Raw genomic sequence first — 12,758 nt, forward strand, 5'->3', positions numbered from 1 at the left:
ACGGCCTTCGTGTGATTCCGGTGCCTGTGGCCGGATCAGTACTGCGGCTGCTGCTGGCGGTTGAACCAGGCGCTGCCGTCGGCCCTCGCGACGAAGACGATGATCAGCACGGCGAGAATCGTGTGAACGAGACCGAAGATCACGAACGGGTAGATACCGAGTATCGCGGTGATCGCACCGAAGACGATCGCCGTGATGCGGATGCCGTTGGTTCCCTTGCCGAACTTCACGGCGAGGAACACGGCAAAGGCGCCCCACAGCACTGCGAAGACCACGATGCCCCACAGGGCATTGCCGGAGTAGTCGGCAAGCTGCTGGAACTGAACGTCGTCCTTGAGCGTCGCGTCGTTCTTGGCGGCGCCCACGGCTGCGGCGCCGATCGCGAAGATGACCGCGCCGATGACCTGCAGGCCGGTGATCACGTAGAGCATGACGCGGGCTGCCTTCACGCCGCCCGGCATCTCGGTGGGCACACCGGGGAAGCCGTATCCGCCCTGCACGGGCGGGGCCGCCGGGTAGCCGCCCTGCTGCGGCGCGCCCTGCGGGGACTGCTGCGGGTAGCCGTACCCCGGCTGCCCGCCCTGCTGCTGCTGGCCGTAGGGGTTGTTCGGGTCGCCGAAGCTCATGGCGAATTTCCTCCGTTGTAAAAAAGGTGCGGGGACGACGCGGTCCGAGCGGAGGAAACAAGCGCAATGAGTACGGTCTGTCCCCCCGACACTGTCCGCGGTACTGCGCGGCTCATAGTCGTCTTGACATCGGCTTTTTGTCCAGCCGATTGCCGAATGTGTTGTGCAAGCGCAACCTGGTGGCCATGGTCGGCACCCAGAATTGGTATGCGGGTGGGGTCATCCGCGAGTATGGGGACATGACTGCCCAGATTCTCGATGGCAAGGCCACCGCAGCCGCGATCAAGTCCGATCTCACCGTCCGCGTGGCGGCCCTCAAGGCGCAGGGCATCACCCCCGGCCTGGGAACCCTGCTCGTCGGGGACGACCCGGGCAGCCGGTGGTACGTGAACGGCAAGCACCGTGACTGCGCACAGGTCGGCATCGGCTCCATCCAGCGCGAGCTCCCCGACACCGCCACCCAGGAGGAGATCGAGGACGTCGTACGGGAGCTCAACGCCAACCCCGAGTGCACGGGGTACATCGTGCAGCTTCCCCTGCCCAAGGGGATCGACACCAACCGCGTCCTGGAACTGATGGATCCGGCCAAGGATGCCGACGGTCTCCACCCGATGAACCTCGGCCGGCTCGTACTGAACGAGGCGGGCCCGCTGCCCTGCACCCCGCAGGGCGTCGTCCAGCTGCTCCGCCACCACGACGTGGAGATCAACGGGGCGCACGTCGTGGTCGTCGGCCGCGGTGTCACCATCGGCCGCTCGATCCCGCTGCTGCTGACCCGTAAGTCCGAGAACGCCACCGTCACCCAGTGCCACACCGGTACGCGTGACCTCTCCGCCCAGCTCAAGCAGGCCGACATCATCGTCGCCGCAGCCGGAGTGCCGCACATCATCAAGCCCGAGGACGTGAAGCCGGGCGCGGCCGTGCTCGACGTCGGCGTCAGCCGGGACGAGCACGGCAAGATCGTCGGGGACGTACACCCGGGCGTGGCCGAGGTCGCCGCCTGGATCTCCCCGAACCCGGGCGGTGTCGGCCCGATGACCCGCGCCCAGCTGCTCGTCAACGTGGTCGAGGCGGCCGAGCGCAACGCAGCCGACGCAGTCTGAGCCGGCTGACCCGATCCGGAAGGAGCCCCATGGGTGCTGGTACGAGTCCGGCCGACCCGGCCGCCGAGGCGGACCGGACGTCTGAGGTGCCGTCCGACGCGGACGTCTCCGGTGCGGGTGCGACGGACGAGGCCGCGCCGGATCGGGCTGCGACCCGTGAGGGCGCCGCTTCGGAGGGTGCTGCTCGTGAGGGGGCGGTCGTCCGGGCAGATGCGGACGCCGGCGAGGACTCCGGCGACGCGGACCTGGGCGAGGGTGGCCGCCCGGAGGCTGCCGCTGCCTCCGGTCCCGGCGGCAGCGCCGCCCCGCACAGCGGTCCGCATCCGTCGCGGAGGTTCCCCTCGTTCACCCGGGACACCGCGCGCCCCGAGGGCGGTGGCCGTGCCGCGTCCGGGGACGCGCCCGCCCCGGCCCGGCAGTGGCCGCTGCTCGCCGTGCTCTGCACGGCCGGGATCGGGCTGCTGATCGTGGCCGTCGCCCCCTTCGCGGAGGCCTTCAGGATCGGCACGATGCTGATCGGTGTGGCCCTCATCGGGGGTGCCGTGCTGCGGGTCGTGATCCCGTCGGTGGGCATGCTGGCGGTCCGTTCCCGCTTCACCGACCTGGTGACGTACGGGCTGCTCGGCTTCCTCATCGTGATGCTCGCGCTGGTGGCGCAGCCCAAGCCGTGGCTGGACATTCCGTTCCTGGAGGACGCGGTCCACTTCACGATCCGCTGAGGCCGTCCGTACCGCTACGGCTAGTGCTGCGCGGCTTGAGGACGGTGTCCGTCCCCTCCCCCGAGAAGGGACGGACACCCGAGGGCGGGGGCAGCCACCGAAACGCAAGCGCTCCGGAATGTGGTGACTTGAGCGGCCTTGCCCCTGTCCTGGCTTCAGCCTCGTGGACAGCGAAGACCGCTACAAGGGAACCCTGTGGCCTGTGGCACGGAAGTGACCATTCCGCCACGGTGTGATCACCCCGCAACGTGTTCGGCACGCATCGGTGTGTTCGGCATGCATCGGTGGTCCCGGGGGCGTGCGCGGGTGCGCCCCGAGTCCCGAACACCCCCGTGCGCCCCGTCCGCTGGAACTGTCGTCCTGCGTTCGTGCGTACTCCTGGGTAGTCCGGAACGGAAGAAGAACCGGATCCGGGCAAGGGGAAGCAATGCCTCGTTGGAAGGCGCTATCGGATGAACTCGACCCGCAGATCAGGGAGTTCGCCGGCCAGCTGCGCAGGCTCGTCGACCGCAGAGGTCTGAGCATCGCCGCGGTGGCCGACAGTACGGGCTACAGCAAGACGTCGTGGGAGCGCTATCTGAGCGGGCGTCTGCTCGCGCCCAGAGGGGCGATCGTCGCTCTCGCCGAGGCGACAGGTACCGATCAGGCGCATCTGACGACCATGTGGGAGCTGGCGGAGCGGGCATGGAGCCGTTCCGAGATGGGCCAGGACATGACGGCGGAGCCCATCCGGATCTCCCGGGCGCGTGCGTCGCTCCCGCCGGTCCCGCAGCAGCCACCGCACCGGACCGAAGGCGGGGAAGTGGACCGCTGGGGTGGTGGCCACAGGCGACTGGCCGTGCTCTTCGCGGGGGCGGTCGGCGTGCTGCTCGTACTGGCCGGAGCGGTGCTGCTGACCGGGGCGGGGCGGTGACGACGAGGACGAGAAGGCCCACCGTCGAGCGACCGCCTCCCGGGGGAGCTGATACGGCCGGGTGAGCGCTGTGTGACGGGTTGTGTGCGGTGCCACAGGGGGCCGGGCGGTCGGGGGGTTCCGGGTCGGATAGCCTGATCGCTGGATATCTCTTCACATCAAGATTCAGGGATGTCCAGCACCAGGGGCAGGGACCCCCACCGCCAGCTGTCTAACGGAGATCGCCATGACCCGCACTCCCGTGAATGTCACCGTGACCGGCGCAGCCGGCCAGATCGGCTACGCGCTGCTCTTCCGCATCGCCTCCGGCCACCTGCTCGGCCCGGACGTGCCGGTCAACCTGCGCCTCCTGGAGATCCCGCAGGGGCTGAAGGCCGCCGAGGGCACCGCGATGGAGCTCGACGACTGCGCCTTCCCGCTGCTGCGCAACATCGAGATCACCGACGACGCCAATGTCGGCTTCGCCGGTGCCAACGTCGCCCTCCTGGTCGGCGCCCGCCCGCGTACGAAGGGCATGGAGCGCGGCGACCTGCTCTCCGCCAACGGCGGCATCTTCAAGCCGCAGGGCAAGGCCATCAACGACAACGCCGCGGACGACATCAAGGTCCTCGTCGTCGGCAACCCGGCCAACACCAACGCGCTCATCGCGCAGGCCGCCGCCCCGGACGTACCGGCCGAGCGCTTCACCGCGATGACCCGCCTCGACCACAACCGCGCGATCTCGCAGCTGGCCGCCAAGACCGGTGCCGCCGTCTCCGACATCAAGAAGCTGACGATCTGGGGCAACCACTCGGCGACCCAGTACCCGGACGTCTTCCACGCGGAGGTCGCCGGCAAGAACGCCGCCGAGCTCGTCAACGACGAGGCGTGGCTGGCCGACACCTTCATCCCGACCGTCGCCAAGCGCGGCGCCGCGATCATCGAGGCCCGTGGCGCGTCCTCGGCCGCCTCGGCCGCCAACGCCGCCATCGACCACATCCACACCTGGGTCAACGGCACCGCCGCCGGCGACTGGACCTCCATGGGTATCCCGTCGGACGGCTCCTACGGCGTGCCCGAGGGCATCATCTCGTCCTTCCCGGTCACCACGAAGGACGGCAAGTACGAGATCGTCCAGGGCCTGGACATCAACGAGTTCTCCCGTACGCGCATCGACGCGTCGGTGCAGGAGCTCATCGAGGAGCGCGACGCGGTTCGCGAGCTCGGCCTGATCTGATCCGTACGTCCTCCGAGGCGTACACCACCGCCCCCGGCAGCAGTCGCTGCCGGGGGCGGCTGCGTCGGGTACGTGGCCGTGATCGGGGAGCTGCCATTTTTTAGTGCTTCTGGTTGCAATGGGGCGGATTGGGTCACGATGCGGATAGTGCCCGCAGGTTTTGATCTTGCTGCAGGACTTTTCGAGTGTCAGTCGTACGGTCGTGTGTGTGCGGCTTCGGTATGCGTTTCGGATCGAGTCGAACCCCGGTCGGCGTCTTGCGCTGGATCGGGCGTTCGGCTGTGCTCGGGTCGTGTTCAACGACTGTCTGCAGGCCCGGCGAGAGGCACACGCAGCAGGTCTGCCGTTCCCCTCGTCGGCTGAGCTTTCGAAGCGGTGCATCACGGAGGCGAAGAGGACCCCGGAGCGGTCCTGGCTCGGGGAAGTGTCGTCGGTGGTGCTGCAGCAGTCCATTCTTCGAGGGCAGGCACTGGAGGGCGCGTATGCGCTCTCTGGCCGGACCTGCTGGAACGGACCCTGGCGGCCTTCGGCGGCAGACAGGCGTGACCGTGCGCGGCCCCGGGGCGCCTACCCCTTCCGCAGTTCGTCCGCGATCTCGCGTACGGCTGCCATGGCCCGGCGCTGGAGGCCGGGGCCGAAAGTGATCCGGCCGGCGCCCAGCCCGCCGAGCTCGCGCGGGGTGGGGCCGTCGGCCCGGGCAAGGGCGTTGAGCGGGGCCGGGACGGCGGCGGCCAGCCGGGGCAGGGCCTCGGGCGGGGCCGCGATCGGGTAGACGCAGTCCGCGCCCGCCGCCACGTACAGCAGGGCGCGGCGAACCGTCTCCGCCTCCTGGTCCGTGCCGTCGGGAACGCCGTGGATGTAGGTGTCGACGCGGGCGTTGACGAAGAGCCGGTCGCCGGCGACCGCCCGTACCTCCGCCAGCCGGTCCGCCTGCCGCTGGGCATCGACGAGGGTGCCGTCGGCCGAGTCCTCCAGATTGCAGCCGACGGCTCCGGTGCCGAGGAGGCGTTCCACGAGTTCCTCCGGCGCCAGCCCGTAACCCGCCTCGATGTCCGCCGAGACGGGGACGGCGGCCGGGACGGCGCGCACGATCCTGGCCACGGCCGCGAACATCTCGGCGGCGGGCGTCGCCCCGTCCTCGTAACCGAGTGAGGCCGCGATCCCGGCACTGGGTGTGGCGAGCGCCGGGAAGCCCGCATCGGCGAAGACGCGGGCACTCGCCGCGTCCCACGGGCCGGGGAGGACCAGCGGATCGCCGGGGGCGCGGTCGTGGTGCAGGGCACGGAGGACGGATGCGGTCATCGCGGGGCTCCCGGGGCGGGGTCCGTCAAGAGGACGGACGAAGGGGCGGGAAGGAGGGCGTACAACGGGGGCGGGGGCGGACAACGCGGGGCGAGGCGCACGAGGGTCACCCGCGTCCGGTCAGTGCTTGATGTCGCCCGGCGTGTAGTGACCGGGGACCATGCGGGTGGTCACGGCGAACCGGTTCCAGGCGTTGATCGTCGTGATCGCGGCGATGAGGTGGGCGAGCTCGGTCTCGTCGAAGTGCTTGGCGGCCTTCTCCCACACCTCGTCCGGCACGAAACCGTCGGTCAGTACGGTCACCGCCTCGGTCAGCTCGATGGCCGCGATCTCCTTGGGCGTGTAGAAGTGCTGCGACTCCTCCCACGCACTGAGCTGGATGATCCGCTCGATGGACTCGCCCGCCGCCAGTGCGTCCTTGGTGTGCATGTCGAGGCAGAACGCGCAGTGATTGAGCTGCGAGGAACGGATCTTCACCAGCTCCCCGATGACCGGGTCGACGCCCCTGCGGGACGCCGCGTCCAGTCGGACCAGGGCCTTGTAGACATCGGGGGCGAGTGCGGCCCACTGCTGCATACGGGGGGTGTGCTCGGGGGTGAGCTCGGAGGTCGGGTGGCTGTGCTCGTTCGTCGTCATGGGTACGACATTACGGCGAGGATGGCGCAGCGGTATGGTCCAGTTCCATGACGGATTCCTGGGCCACTTTCGGTGCCGACCTGCATCTGGAGACGACGGGTGCGGCGGGGCTGCGGGCCGGGCTCATGGACGCCCTGCGCGAGGCCGTACGGACGGGGCGGCTGGCGCCCGGCACCCGGCTGCCGTCCTCCCGCAGTCTCGCCGTCGACCTCGGCATCGCCCGGAACACCGTCGCCGACGCGTACGCGGAGCTGGTCGCCGAGGGGTGGCTCACCGCCCGGCAGGGTTCGGGGACCAGAGTGGCGCGGCGGGCCGAGCCGCGCCGGACGGCCACCAGGGCGACCCGCTCCCGGCCGGTGCGCTCGCGGCCCGCCCACAACCTGCTGCCCGGGTCGCCCGACCTCTCGACGTTCCCGCGCGCCGACTGGCTCAAGGCGGCCCGCCGCGCCCTGACCGCCGCACCCAACGACGCCTTCGGGTACGGCGATCCGCGCGGGCGCATCGAGCTGCGCACCGTCCTCGCCGACTATCTGGCCCGCGCCCGCGGTGTGTACGCGGACCCGGAGCGGATCGTGATCTGTGCTGGTTTCGTGCAGGCGCTGAAGCTGATGGGGACGGTGCTGCGCAAGCGGCGGGTGCGGGAGGTGGCCGTCGAGTCGTACGGACTGGACGTGCACTGGAGGCTGCTCGCGGACGCCGGGCTGCGCATGCCCTGTCTGCCGGTCGACGGGCTCGGGGCCAGGACCGGTGAGCTGGCCGGGCTGCGCGCCGTGGGCGCGGTCCTGATGACACCCGCGCACCAGTTCCCGACGGGGGCGCCGCTCCACCCCGACCGGCGGGCCGCGGCGGTCGACTGGGCGCGCGGCACGGGCGGCCTGATCCTGGAGGACGACTACGACGGGGAGTTCCGCTACGACCGGCAGCCGGTCGGTGCGCTCCAGGGCCTCGACCCCGAACGCGTCGTACACCTGGGAACGACGAGCAAGTCGCTGGCGCCGGGACTGCGGCTGGGGTGGATGGTGCTGCCGGAGAACCTGGTGGGGGAGGTGGCCGAGGCCAAGGGGCTGAGCGACTGGTCGTCGAGCGCGCTGGAGCAGCTGACGCTCGCGGAGTTCATCGAATCGGGTGCGTACGACCGTCATGTGCGCTCGATGCGGCTGCGCTACCGCCACCGTCGCGACCAGCTCGTCGCGGTGCTGGCGCAGCGGGCGCCCGATGTCCGGATCAGCGGTATCGCCGCCGGACTGCACGCCGTGCTCGAACTCCCGGAGGGCAGCGAGCCATCGGTGATGCGGGCGGCCGCGTGGCAGGGGCTGGCACTGGCGGGGATCTCGCGCTTCCGGCACCCGCAGGCGCCGCCGGGGCGCGACGCCCTGGTCATCGGCTACGGGACACCGACCGACAGCGCCTGGGCGGGGGCGCTGGAGGCCCTGTTGCGAGTGCTTCCATGAGCCGGGAACGTGACCGTCATCGGTTGAGCTGCCGGGCGTGAGCGGTCCGGAGCCCTGGGAAGTCCCCGCCCGTTTTCGACAGGGCGAGACCGGATCACCTTCCGCTGCACCCTCATCCAGACCGGCACCGAGTCCTACCGCTTCCAGGCCACCGAATCCGAACGCCAGGCCACGCCGACCCGGTGACCAGGATCCTCGGTATCGGCGCGCAGCGCCCCCGGTCGCTGACACCTGACGCGCCGGCAATCTCCAGATCCTGGCCCTGCTCAGCGACCTCCCGGGCCCTTGTCAGATCTGAGCATCAGAGTCCCGGGATGATCTCGACCGGACGTTCCGACTCCTCCACCCCCCGTAGAACCAGTACGCGTCAGCCTGGATCTTGGCGGGCGCCACTTGTCCTTTCTCCTTCCTGGACTTCGGCGGCCCCGGCCTCCCCCTGCTCGCTCAGGCGGGATCAGCGCGCCACACCGAGGGTGGCGATCAGGTCTTCGTGCAGCTCGAACCAGACCCGGTGGCAGGAGTCACGGTCGGTGCCGGTGATCCAGGCAGGTTCCACATGTGCCTTGGTCAGGGCTTCGGTGAAACGCTGCTGGTAGCCGGAGAACCGGTCGAGACGGGCCGTCAGGCGGCCCTCGAGCCCGGCCAGCGCAGCGGCGGGGCCTTCGAGCGCCGTAATCGTCTGGGCGAGCGTCACGGTCTGATCGTCGATGCCCATCTCGGCCAGCTGCCAGGCGGTGCAGGCGGCGGCCGTGACGTCGTTGAGCGGCAGGAAGTCCCGGTGGACCTTCTCGACAGCTGCACGGGCGCCGGCTTCGTCGAGCTCAGCCGCCAGCAGCCGCTCCCCATGCGCTTTGCCGGACTCGGTCAGCGACCAGCCCCCGTCACCGGCGAAGGAAGAGAAGGTGATCCAGCCCTGGGCCTGGGGGTCCAGAAGGTACTCACGCGCCTCGTCCTCAGTCACGCTCAGGCGAGCGGCTATCCGTGCGGTGTCGGCATAGCCCATGGTCCGAACGGCGTGCAGCACCAGGAGGTCGATTGGGGAAGTCTGGCTCATCTGCGCTCCGTGGTGTGATTTCGGTGCCGGGCCTGCCCAGCAATGCGACGTTGCCGCGGCTGCCGTCCACGACGACCCAAAGTCTGTCGGCCAGCACAGTCGTCGCGTCGTCGGCGGCCGTGACTGCCGGAATGCCGAACTCGCGGGCCACGATCGCAGCGTGGCTGAGAACCCCGCCGACCTCGGTGACGACCGCGGCGGCGCGGGCCAGCAGCGGGGTCCAGGCCGGTGAGGTCGTGCGACAGACCAGCACGTCACCGGACCGGAAGCGGGGAAAGTCGTCCAGCCCGCCGATCATCCGTACCAGCCCGGTTGCGGTGCCGGGGCTGGCCGGCGTGCCTGTGACAAGCGTCTTGCCGGCATTGCGGGCTGCATGTCCGTCCGGCTCGGCAGCCGTGGTGATGGGGCGCGCTTGCAGCACCCATACCGTGCCGTCGGCGATGGCCCACTCGACGTCTTGTGGGCATCCGAACGAGGCTTCGATCCGGCGGCCGGTCTCGCCCAGCGCGCGCACCTGCGCCGCGGTCAGGACCGTCTCTACGACGGTGTCCGGGGTGGCGAGCACGTCGCCGTCGATGGTCCACCTCTGCGGGGTGAGGCTCCCGTCGACGACCTTGTCGCCAAGTCCGCGAGCCGCCTCGATCACCACCTGGTCGGCGCCGGTGACCGGTTGGCGAGTGAATAACACCCCGGCCACTTCGGCGCGGACCAGCCTCTGCACGATCACCGACACCGCGGGTCCGGGTGACCGACTTGTCCGGGCGGTGTACGCGGCGGCCTGCGGGCTGGTTCCGGACGTGGCGGTGCGCCGCACCGCCACGGCCACCTGCGCCGTAGTGGTCGCGCCGAGAGTGGTGTGCAGTTGGCCGGCGAATGACGCCTGGACGGCGTCCTCGCCCACGGCGGAGGAGCGCACCGCGAATGGTCCGGAACCCAGACCCCGCAGCGCGGACTCGAGCTCGTGGACCCAACTGCCGTCACTCACGTCCTCGATCACGAACCCGGCCGGCACGGCAAAGCCCTCGCGCAGCAGCCGGGCGAGGTTGGCGGCCTTGGCCCCGCACCGTTCATCGGCGTGACTCAGCGGGATCATCACGGCTGAGCACAAGTCTCGGGATCGCTGGTCCGGGTGAGCACTCGATTCAGGCGCTGTTGAGCGGCCTGAGCCGAGGCCAGGCCGAGAGCGCCGGCGATCTGCGGCCACGTCATCCCCGCCCCGCGTGCGGCGAACAGCAAGGCGGACTCGGCCTGGTCGAGCTCCGCCCGAGCGGAGGCCAACAGTCGCAGCCCCGCGTGCATGACCGTGGGATCAGCCGTCTTCGCATCACGCGCGGTCCAAGCAGTGAACCGCACCAAGTCGGCGTCCGAGGCGGGCTGTCCGGATTGCTGCCATGGCCGTCGTTCGAGGCCGGCGGCGCCGGCGTCGTTGACCACAGCGCGGGCACGGTCGAGGTCGGCAGCACGGTCCTGATCATTGGCGGGCACCCCACCACCTCAGTGCATCAACACTCTGTTGTCAACATGATGTTGATTTCGAGGGGGCGGAATAACCGAGCCTGACAATGGGAAAATCGGGCACTCCGGACATTTTCGATCTTGGCCCCTCGTGCTCGACCACCAGAAGCCCGGACCACCCCAGACGCTCAGACCGAGATCGCTCCTTGGACCGACCGGTACATGGGGGGTGGGAGAAGGAGCGGGGCTGGGTGCGTGCAGCTGCAAGGCGGAGGAGGGAGGCAACGCGAAGGGGGTCCCCCCATGCCTTCAGGGCTATGGGGGAGTTGTTGACCGACGGCAACGCCGCAGGTGTGCGTGCCCAGCCCCGCGACGCCGCCCCCCATGTGCCGGTCGGTCTTGGTGGTCGACGGCTTCCACGACTTTCTCGGCGGCTTTCAGGAGGACGCACAACCTGGCGTTGATGACTACGGCATAACGGAGCCGGGCCCTACCGAACCGTGCCTGCCAGGGGCACGGGCCAGTAGGACCCGGGACCGCACGGCTATCGGTTCCCCAATGGGATCGTTCCCGCGGAGACTTCGACCCCGTCCCGGCGCATCGGATACCGGCTGCTGGAATTCGCCGAGTTGCCGAACACCGTGCTCCGGATCGCCCCGTACGGCATAGGGGAGCGCCGCCCGTTCGGCCTTCCGATGAACCTGCCGACGCTGTCGGACCTGTCCGTGATCGCGTATGCAGGGACCGGCCGGTTCGGCGTCGCCCCATCGTGCCGGGCACGGTGGGGCTTCGTGCTGTCCGGACACGACGAAGGCCCCGCCGCACCCCTCGGGTTCCCATGGTCATCGCAGACCCCGGCTCAGGGGATGCGAGGGGCATCGAGATCCGTGGGGACCGCAAACCGCACCGGCCCGGGAAGCCCTGCGGCGGGCGGGCGGGCGCCGACAGCGGCGAACCGGTCGCGGACCACGGACTCGAACGCGGCCCAGGCTTTGCCGAGCCGGCCGACCGCGATCCGCAGGGCCGCAGGTTCGTTCACGAAGGACAGGCGGAGGTGATCGGCGAAGCCTCGGTCGGGCGAGGTTCTGGGCCCGCTTCGGTGTCGAGGTGACCTTCGTGGTCCAGACCGACACCGATGCCTTCGTCCGGGCCCTCACACCGGACACCGAGCTGATCATGCTGGAGACGCCCAGCAACCCGCTGCTCCGGCTGACCGACGTGGAAGCGGTCACCGCGTCGGCGCGCGCCCGGGGCATTCTCACCTTCGCCGACAACACCGTGGCGACCCCCTCCAACCAAAGGCCGCTGGAGCAGGGCGTGGACCTCGTCATGCACAGCGTCACCAAGGCCATATCAGGGCATGCGGACGTGCAGGCCGGGATCGTGCTCGGGAGCGGCGAGCTGATCGAACGGCTCTGGAAGGCGCACACCATGGTGGGCTCGGTGATCAGCCCGTTCGACGCCTGGCTCGCGCTGCGCGGCCTGCGGACACTGTCGTTGCGGGCGGGGCGGCAGAACCAGTGCGCGCAGGCCGTCGCGGAGTACCTGGCCGGTCACCCCGCGGTACGAACGGTGAACTACCCCGGGCTCCCCGGTCATCCCCAGCACGACCTCGCGAAGCGGCAGATGCGGGGTTTCGGCGGACTGCTGAGCTTCGAACTCCGCGGTGGCCGGCTGGCGGCCGAGCAGCTCATCTCGGCGCTGCGCCTTCCGGTGCGTTCCCCCAGCCTGGGCGGCACCCGCTTGACGCTGGTGCGGCCCGCCGCGATGTGGTCGAACGAACTGACCGAGGAAGAACTCGCCGAGGCCGGAGTCCCGGGCGGCCTGATCCGGTTCGCGGTCGGCCTCGAACACGAAGCAGACCTGATCGCCGATCTCAGTCAGGGGCTCGCCGCGCCGGCCTCGGAGAGCGCCGAATGACGGCGGATCCGGGTACCCAGGCCGTGACTACGCACAACGAAACCCGTTCTGAACTGCGGGGACCAGCCAGCGGGAACACCCTCAAAAGGTCCTGCTATCCCTTTAGCCGTATCTCGGCCGACCCCCACCGAGAGTCGGATCACATGTGTTCTGCCTCGCAGCCTGTTCGCGGCCGTCGGATGTACATTCGAAATACAAGCGCCGATGGCTGTCCATCCTTGCTGCACCGAGCCCGAAGCCCCAGATGACCAGGGCGGCTCCGCGAGCAGCGGCTCCGGACACCCGGCAGGTGGGCCTCCGCCGGATGGCGGGGCGGCCCGGACATCTGCCGGATACCCGGCGATCAGCCCACTCTCAAACCTG

General features: G+C 70.0%; 11 protein-coding genes and 3 pseudogenes. 7 read left to right on the top strand and 7 right to left on the bottom strand.

Annotation, left to right across the window (positions count from 1 at the left end; all coding sequences use genetic code 11):
* Positions 1-35: 35 nt before the first annotated feature.
* Positions 36-626 (bottom strand): hypothetical protein, encoded by a 591-nt coding sequence (locus ACIPEK_RS19025; RefSeq protein ID WP_401997257.1) that lies wholly within the window; start codon positions 624-626, stop codon positions 36-38.
* 239 nt (positions 627-865) lie between these two features.
* Between ACIPEK_RS19025 and ACIPEK_RS19030 the strand changes: the two genes are divergently transcribed.
* From ACIPEK_RS19030 to ACIPEK_RS19050, 5 genes and pseudogenes are all read left to right on the top strand, one after another.
* Complete coding sequence (locus ACIPEK_RS19030; RefSeq protein ID WP_327273412.1) at positions 866-1,729, top strand: bifunctional methylenetetrahydrofolate dehydrogenase/methenyltetrahydrofolate cyclohydrolase; 864 nt, start codon at positions 866-868, stop codon at positions 1,727-1,729.
* Between the two features lie 29 nt (positions 1,730-1,758).
* Positions 1,759-2,448 (top strand): DUF3017 domain-containing protein, encoded by a 690-nt coding sequence (locus ACIPEK_RS19035; RefSeq protein ID WP_401997260.1) that lies wholly within the window; start codon positions 1,759-1,761, stop codon positions 2,446-2,448.
* A 427-nt stretch (positions 2,449-2,875) separates the two neighbouring features.
* Positions 2,876-3,206 (top strand): annotated as a pseudogene (locus tag ACIPEK_RS19040) (helix-turn-helix domain-containing protein); the annotation flags it as partial.
* Between the two features lie 381 nt (positions 3,207-3,587).
* Positions 3,588-4,577, top strand: a complete 990-nt coding sequence (locus ACIPEK_RS19045) for a malate dehydrogenase (protein WP_266358614.1) — start codon at positions 3,588-3,590, stop codon at positions 4,575-4,577.
* A 208-nt stretch (positions 4,578-4,785) separates the two neighbouring features.
* Positions 4,786-4,905, top strand: a pseudogene (locus ACIPEK_RS19050) (helix-turn-helix domain-containing protein); the annotation flags it as partial.
* 239 nt (positions 4,906-5,144) lie between these two features.
* Here ACIPEK_RS19050 and ACIPEK_RS19055 read toward each other — a convergent pair.
* Both ACIPEK_RS19055 and ACIPEK_RS19060 read right to left on the bottom strand, forming a co-directional pair.
* The gene (locus ACIPEK_RS19055; RefSeq protein ID WP_401997263.1) at positions 5,145-5,879 is read right to left on the bottom strand and encodes an isocitrate lyase/phosphoenolpyruvate mutase family protein; all 735 of its coding nucleotides are present in this window, start codon (positions 5,877-5,879) and stop codon (positions 5,145-5,147) included.
* Positions 5,880-5,999: 120 nt separating this feature from the next.
* Positions 6,000-6,515, bottom strand: coding sequence for a carboxymuconolactone decarboxylase family protein (locus tag ACIPEK_RS19060; RefSeq protein ID WP_401997266.1), 516 nt, complete (start codon positions 6,513-6,515; stop codon positions 6,000-6,002).
* A gap of 47 nt (positions 6,516-6,562) precedes the next feature.
* Here ACIPEK_RS19060 and ACIPEK_RS19065 point away from each other — a divergent pair, with 47 nt between their 5' ends.
* On the top strand, positions 6,563-7,966 hold the full coding sequence (locus ACIPEK_RS19065; protein WP_401997269.1) for a PLP-dependent aminotransferase family protein: 1,404 nt from the start codon (positions 6,563-6,565) through the stop codon (positions 7,964-7,966).
* A gap of 454 nt (positions 7,967-8,420) precedes the next feature.
* Here ACIPEK_RS19065 and ACIPEK_RS19070 read toward each other — a convergent pair whose 3' ends face one another.
* From ACIPEK_RS19070 to ACIPEK_RS19085, 4 genes are all read right to left on the bottom strand, one after another.
* A complete protein-coding gene (locus tag ACIPEK_RS19070) occupies positions 8,421-8,927 on the bottom strand; it encodes a transcriptional regulator (protein WP_401997272.1) in 507 nt (168 codons plus the stop codon).
* Positions 8,920-10,113 carry a PEP/pyruvate-binding domain-containing protein gene (locus ACIPEK_RS19075; protein WP_401997275.1) on the bottom strand — a complete coding sequence of 398 codons (1,194 nt, stop codon included), beginning with the start codon at positions 10,111-10,113 and terminating at the stop codon, positions 8,920-8,922. Before ACIPEK_RS19075 ends, ACIPEK_RS19070 begins: the two co-directional genes overlap by 8 nt.
* Entirely contained in the window at positions 10,113-10,505 is a 393-nt protein-coding gene (locus tag ACIPEK_RS19080) for a hypothetical protein (protein WP_401997277.1), read from the bottom strand. Before ACIPEK_RS19080 ends, ACIPEK_RS19075 begins: the two co-directional genes overlap by 1 nt.
* An 829-nt stretch (positions 10,506-11,334) precedes the next feature.
* Positions 11,335-11,514: a hypothetical protein gene (locus ACIPEK_RS19085; RefSeq protein WP_401997361.1), complete on the bottom strand. Its 180-nt coding sequence runs from the start codon at positions 11,512-11,514 to the stop codon at positions 11,335-11,337.
* 56 nt (positions 11,515-11,570) lie between these two features.
* On the opposite strand from ACIPEK_RS19085, the pseudogene ACIPEK_RS19090 reads away from it, so the two are divergent.
* Positions 11,571-12,395: pseudogene (locus ACIPEK_RS19090) on the top strand (trans-sulfuration enzyme family protein); the annotation flags it as partial.
* Between the last annotated feature and the right edge of the window lie 363 nt (positions 12,396-12,758).

The organism is Streptomyces sp. NPDC088246 (genome assembly GCF_044741025.1).
Taxonomy (GTDB): Bacteria; Actinomycetota; Actinomycetes; order Streptomycetales; family Streptomycetaceae; genus Streptomyces.

Coding starts and splice junctions, on each gene's coding strand:
- ACIPEK_RS19025 (WP_401997257.1), bottom strand. CDS start 626: ATGAGCTTCGGCGACCCGAACAACCCCTACGGCCAGCAGCAGCAGGGC.
- ACIPEK_RS19030 (WP_327273412.1), top strand. CDS start 866: ATGACTGCCCAGATTCTCGATGGCAAGGCCACCGCAGCCGCGATCAAG.
- ACIPEK_RS19075 (WP_401997275.1), bottom strand. CDS start 10,113: ATGATCCCGCTGAGTCACGCCGATGAACGGTGCGGGGCCAAGGCCGCC.
- ACIPEK_RS19045 (WP_266358614.1), top strand. CDS start 3,588: ATGACCCGCACTCCCGTGAATGTCACCGTGACCGGCGCAGCCGGCCAG.
- ACIPEK_RS19065 (WP_401997269.1), top strand. CDS start 6,563: ATGACGGATTCCTGGGCCACTTTCGGTGCCGACCTGCATCTGGAGACG.
- ACIPEK_RS19035 (WP_401997260.1), top strand. CDS start 1,759: ATGGGTGCTGGTACGAGTCCGGCCGACCCGGCCGCCGAGGCGGACCGG.
- ACIPEK_RS19060 (WP_401997266.1), bottom strand. CDS start 6,515: ATGACGACGAACGAGCACAGCCACCCGACCTCCGAGCTCACCCCCGAG.
- ACIPEK_RS19055 (WP_401997263.1), bottom strand. CDS start 5,879: ATGACCGCATCCGTCCTCCGTGCCCTGCACCACGACCGCGCCCCCGGC.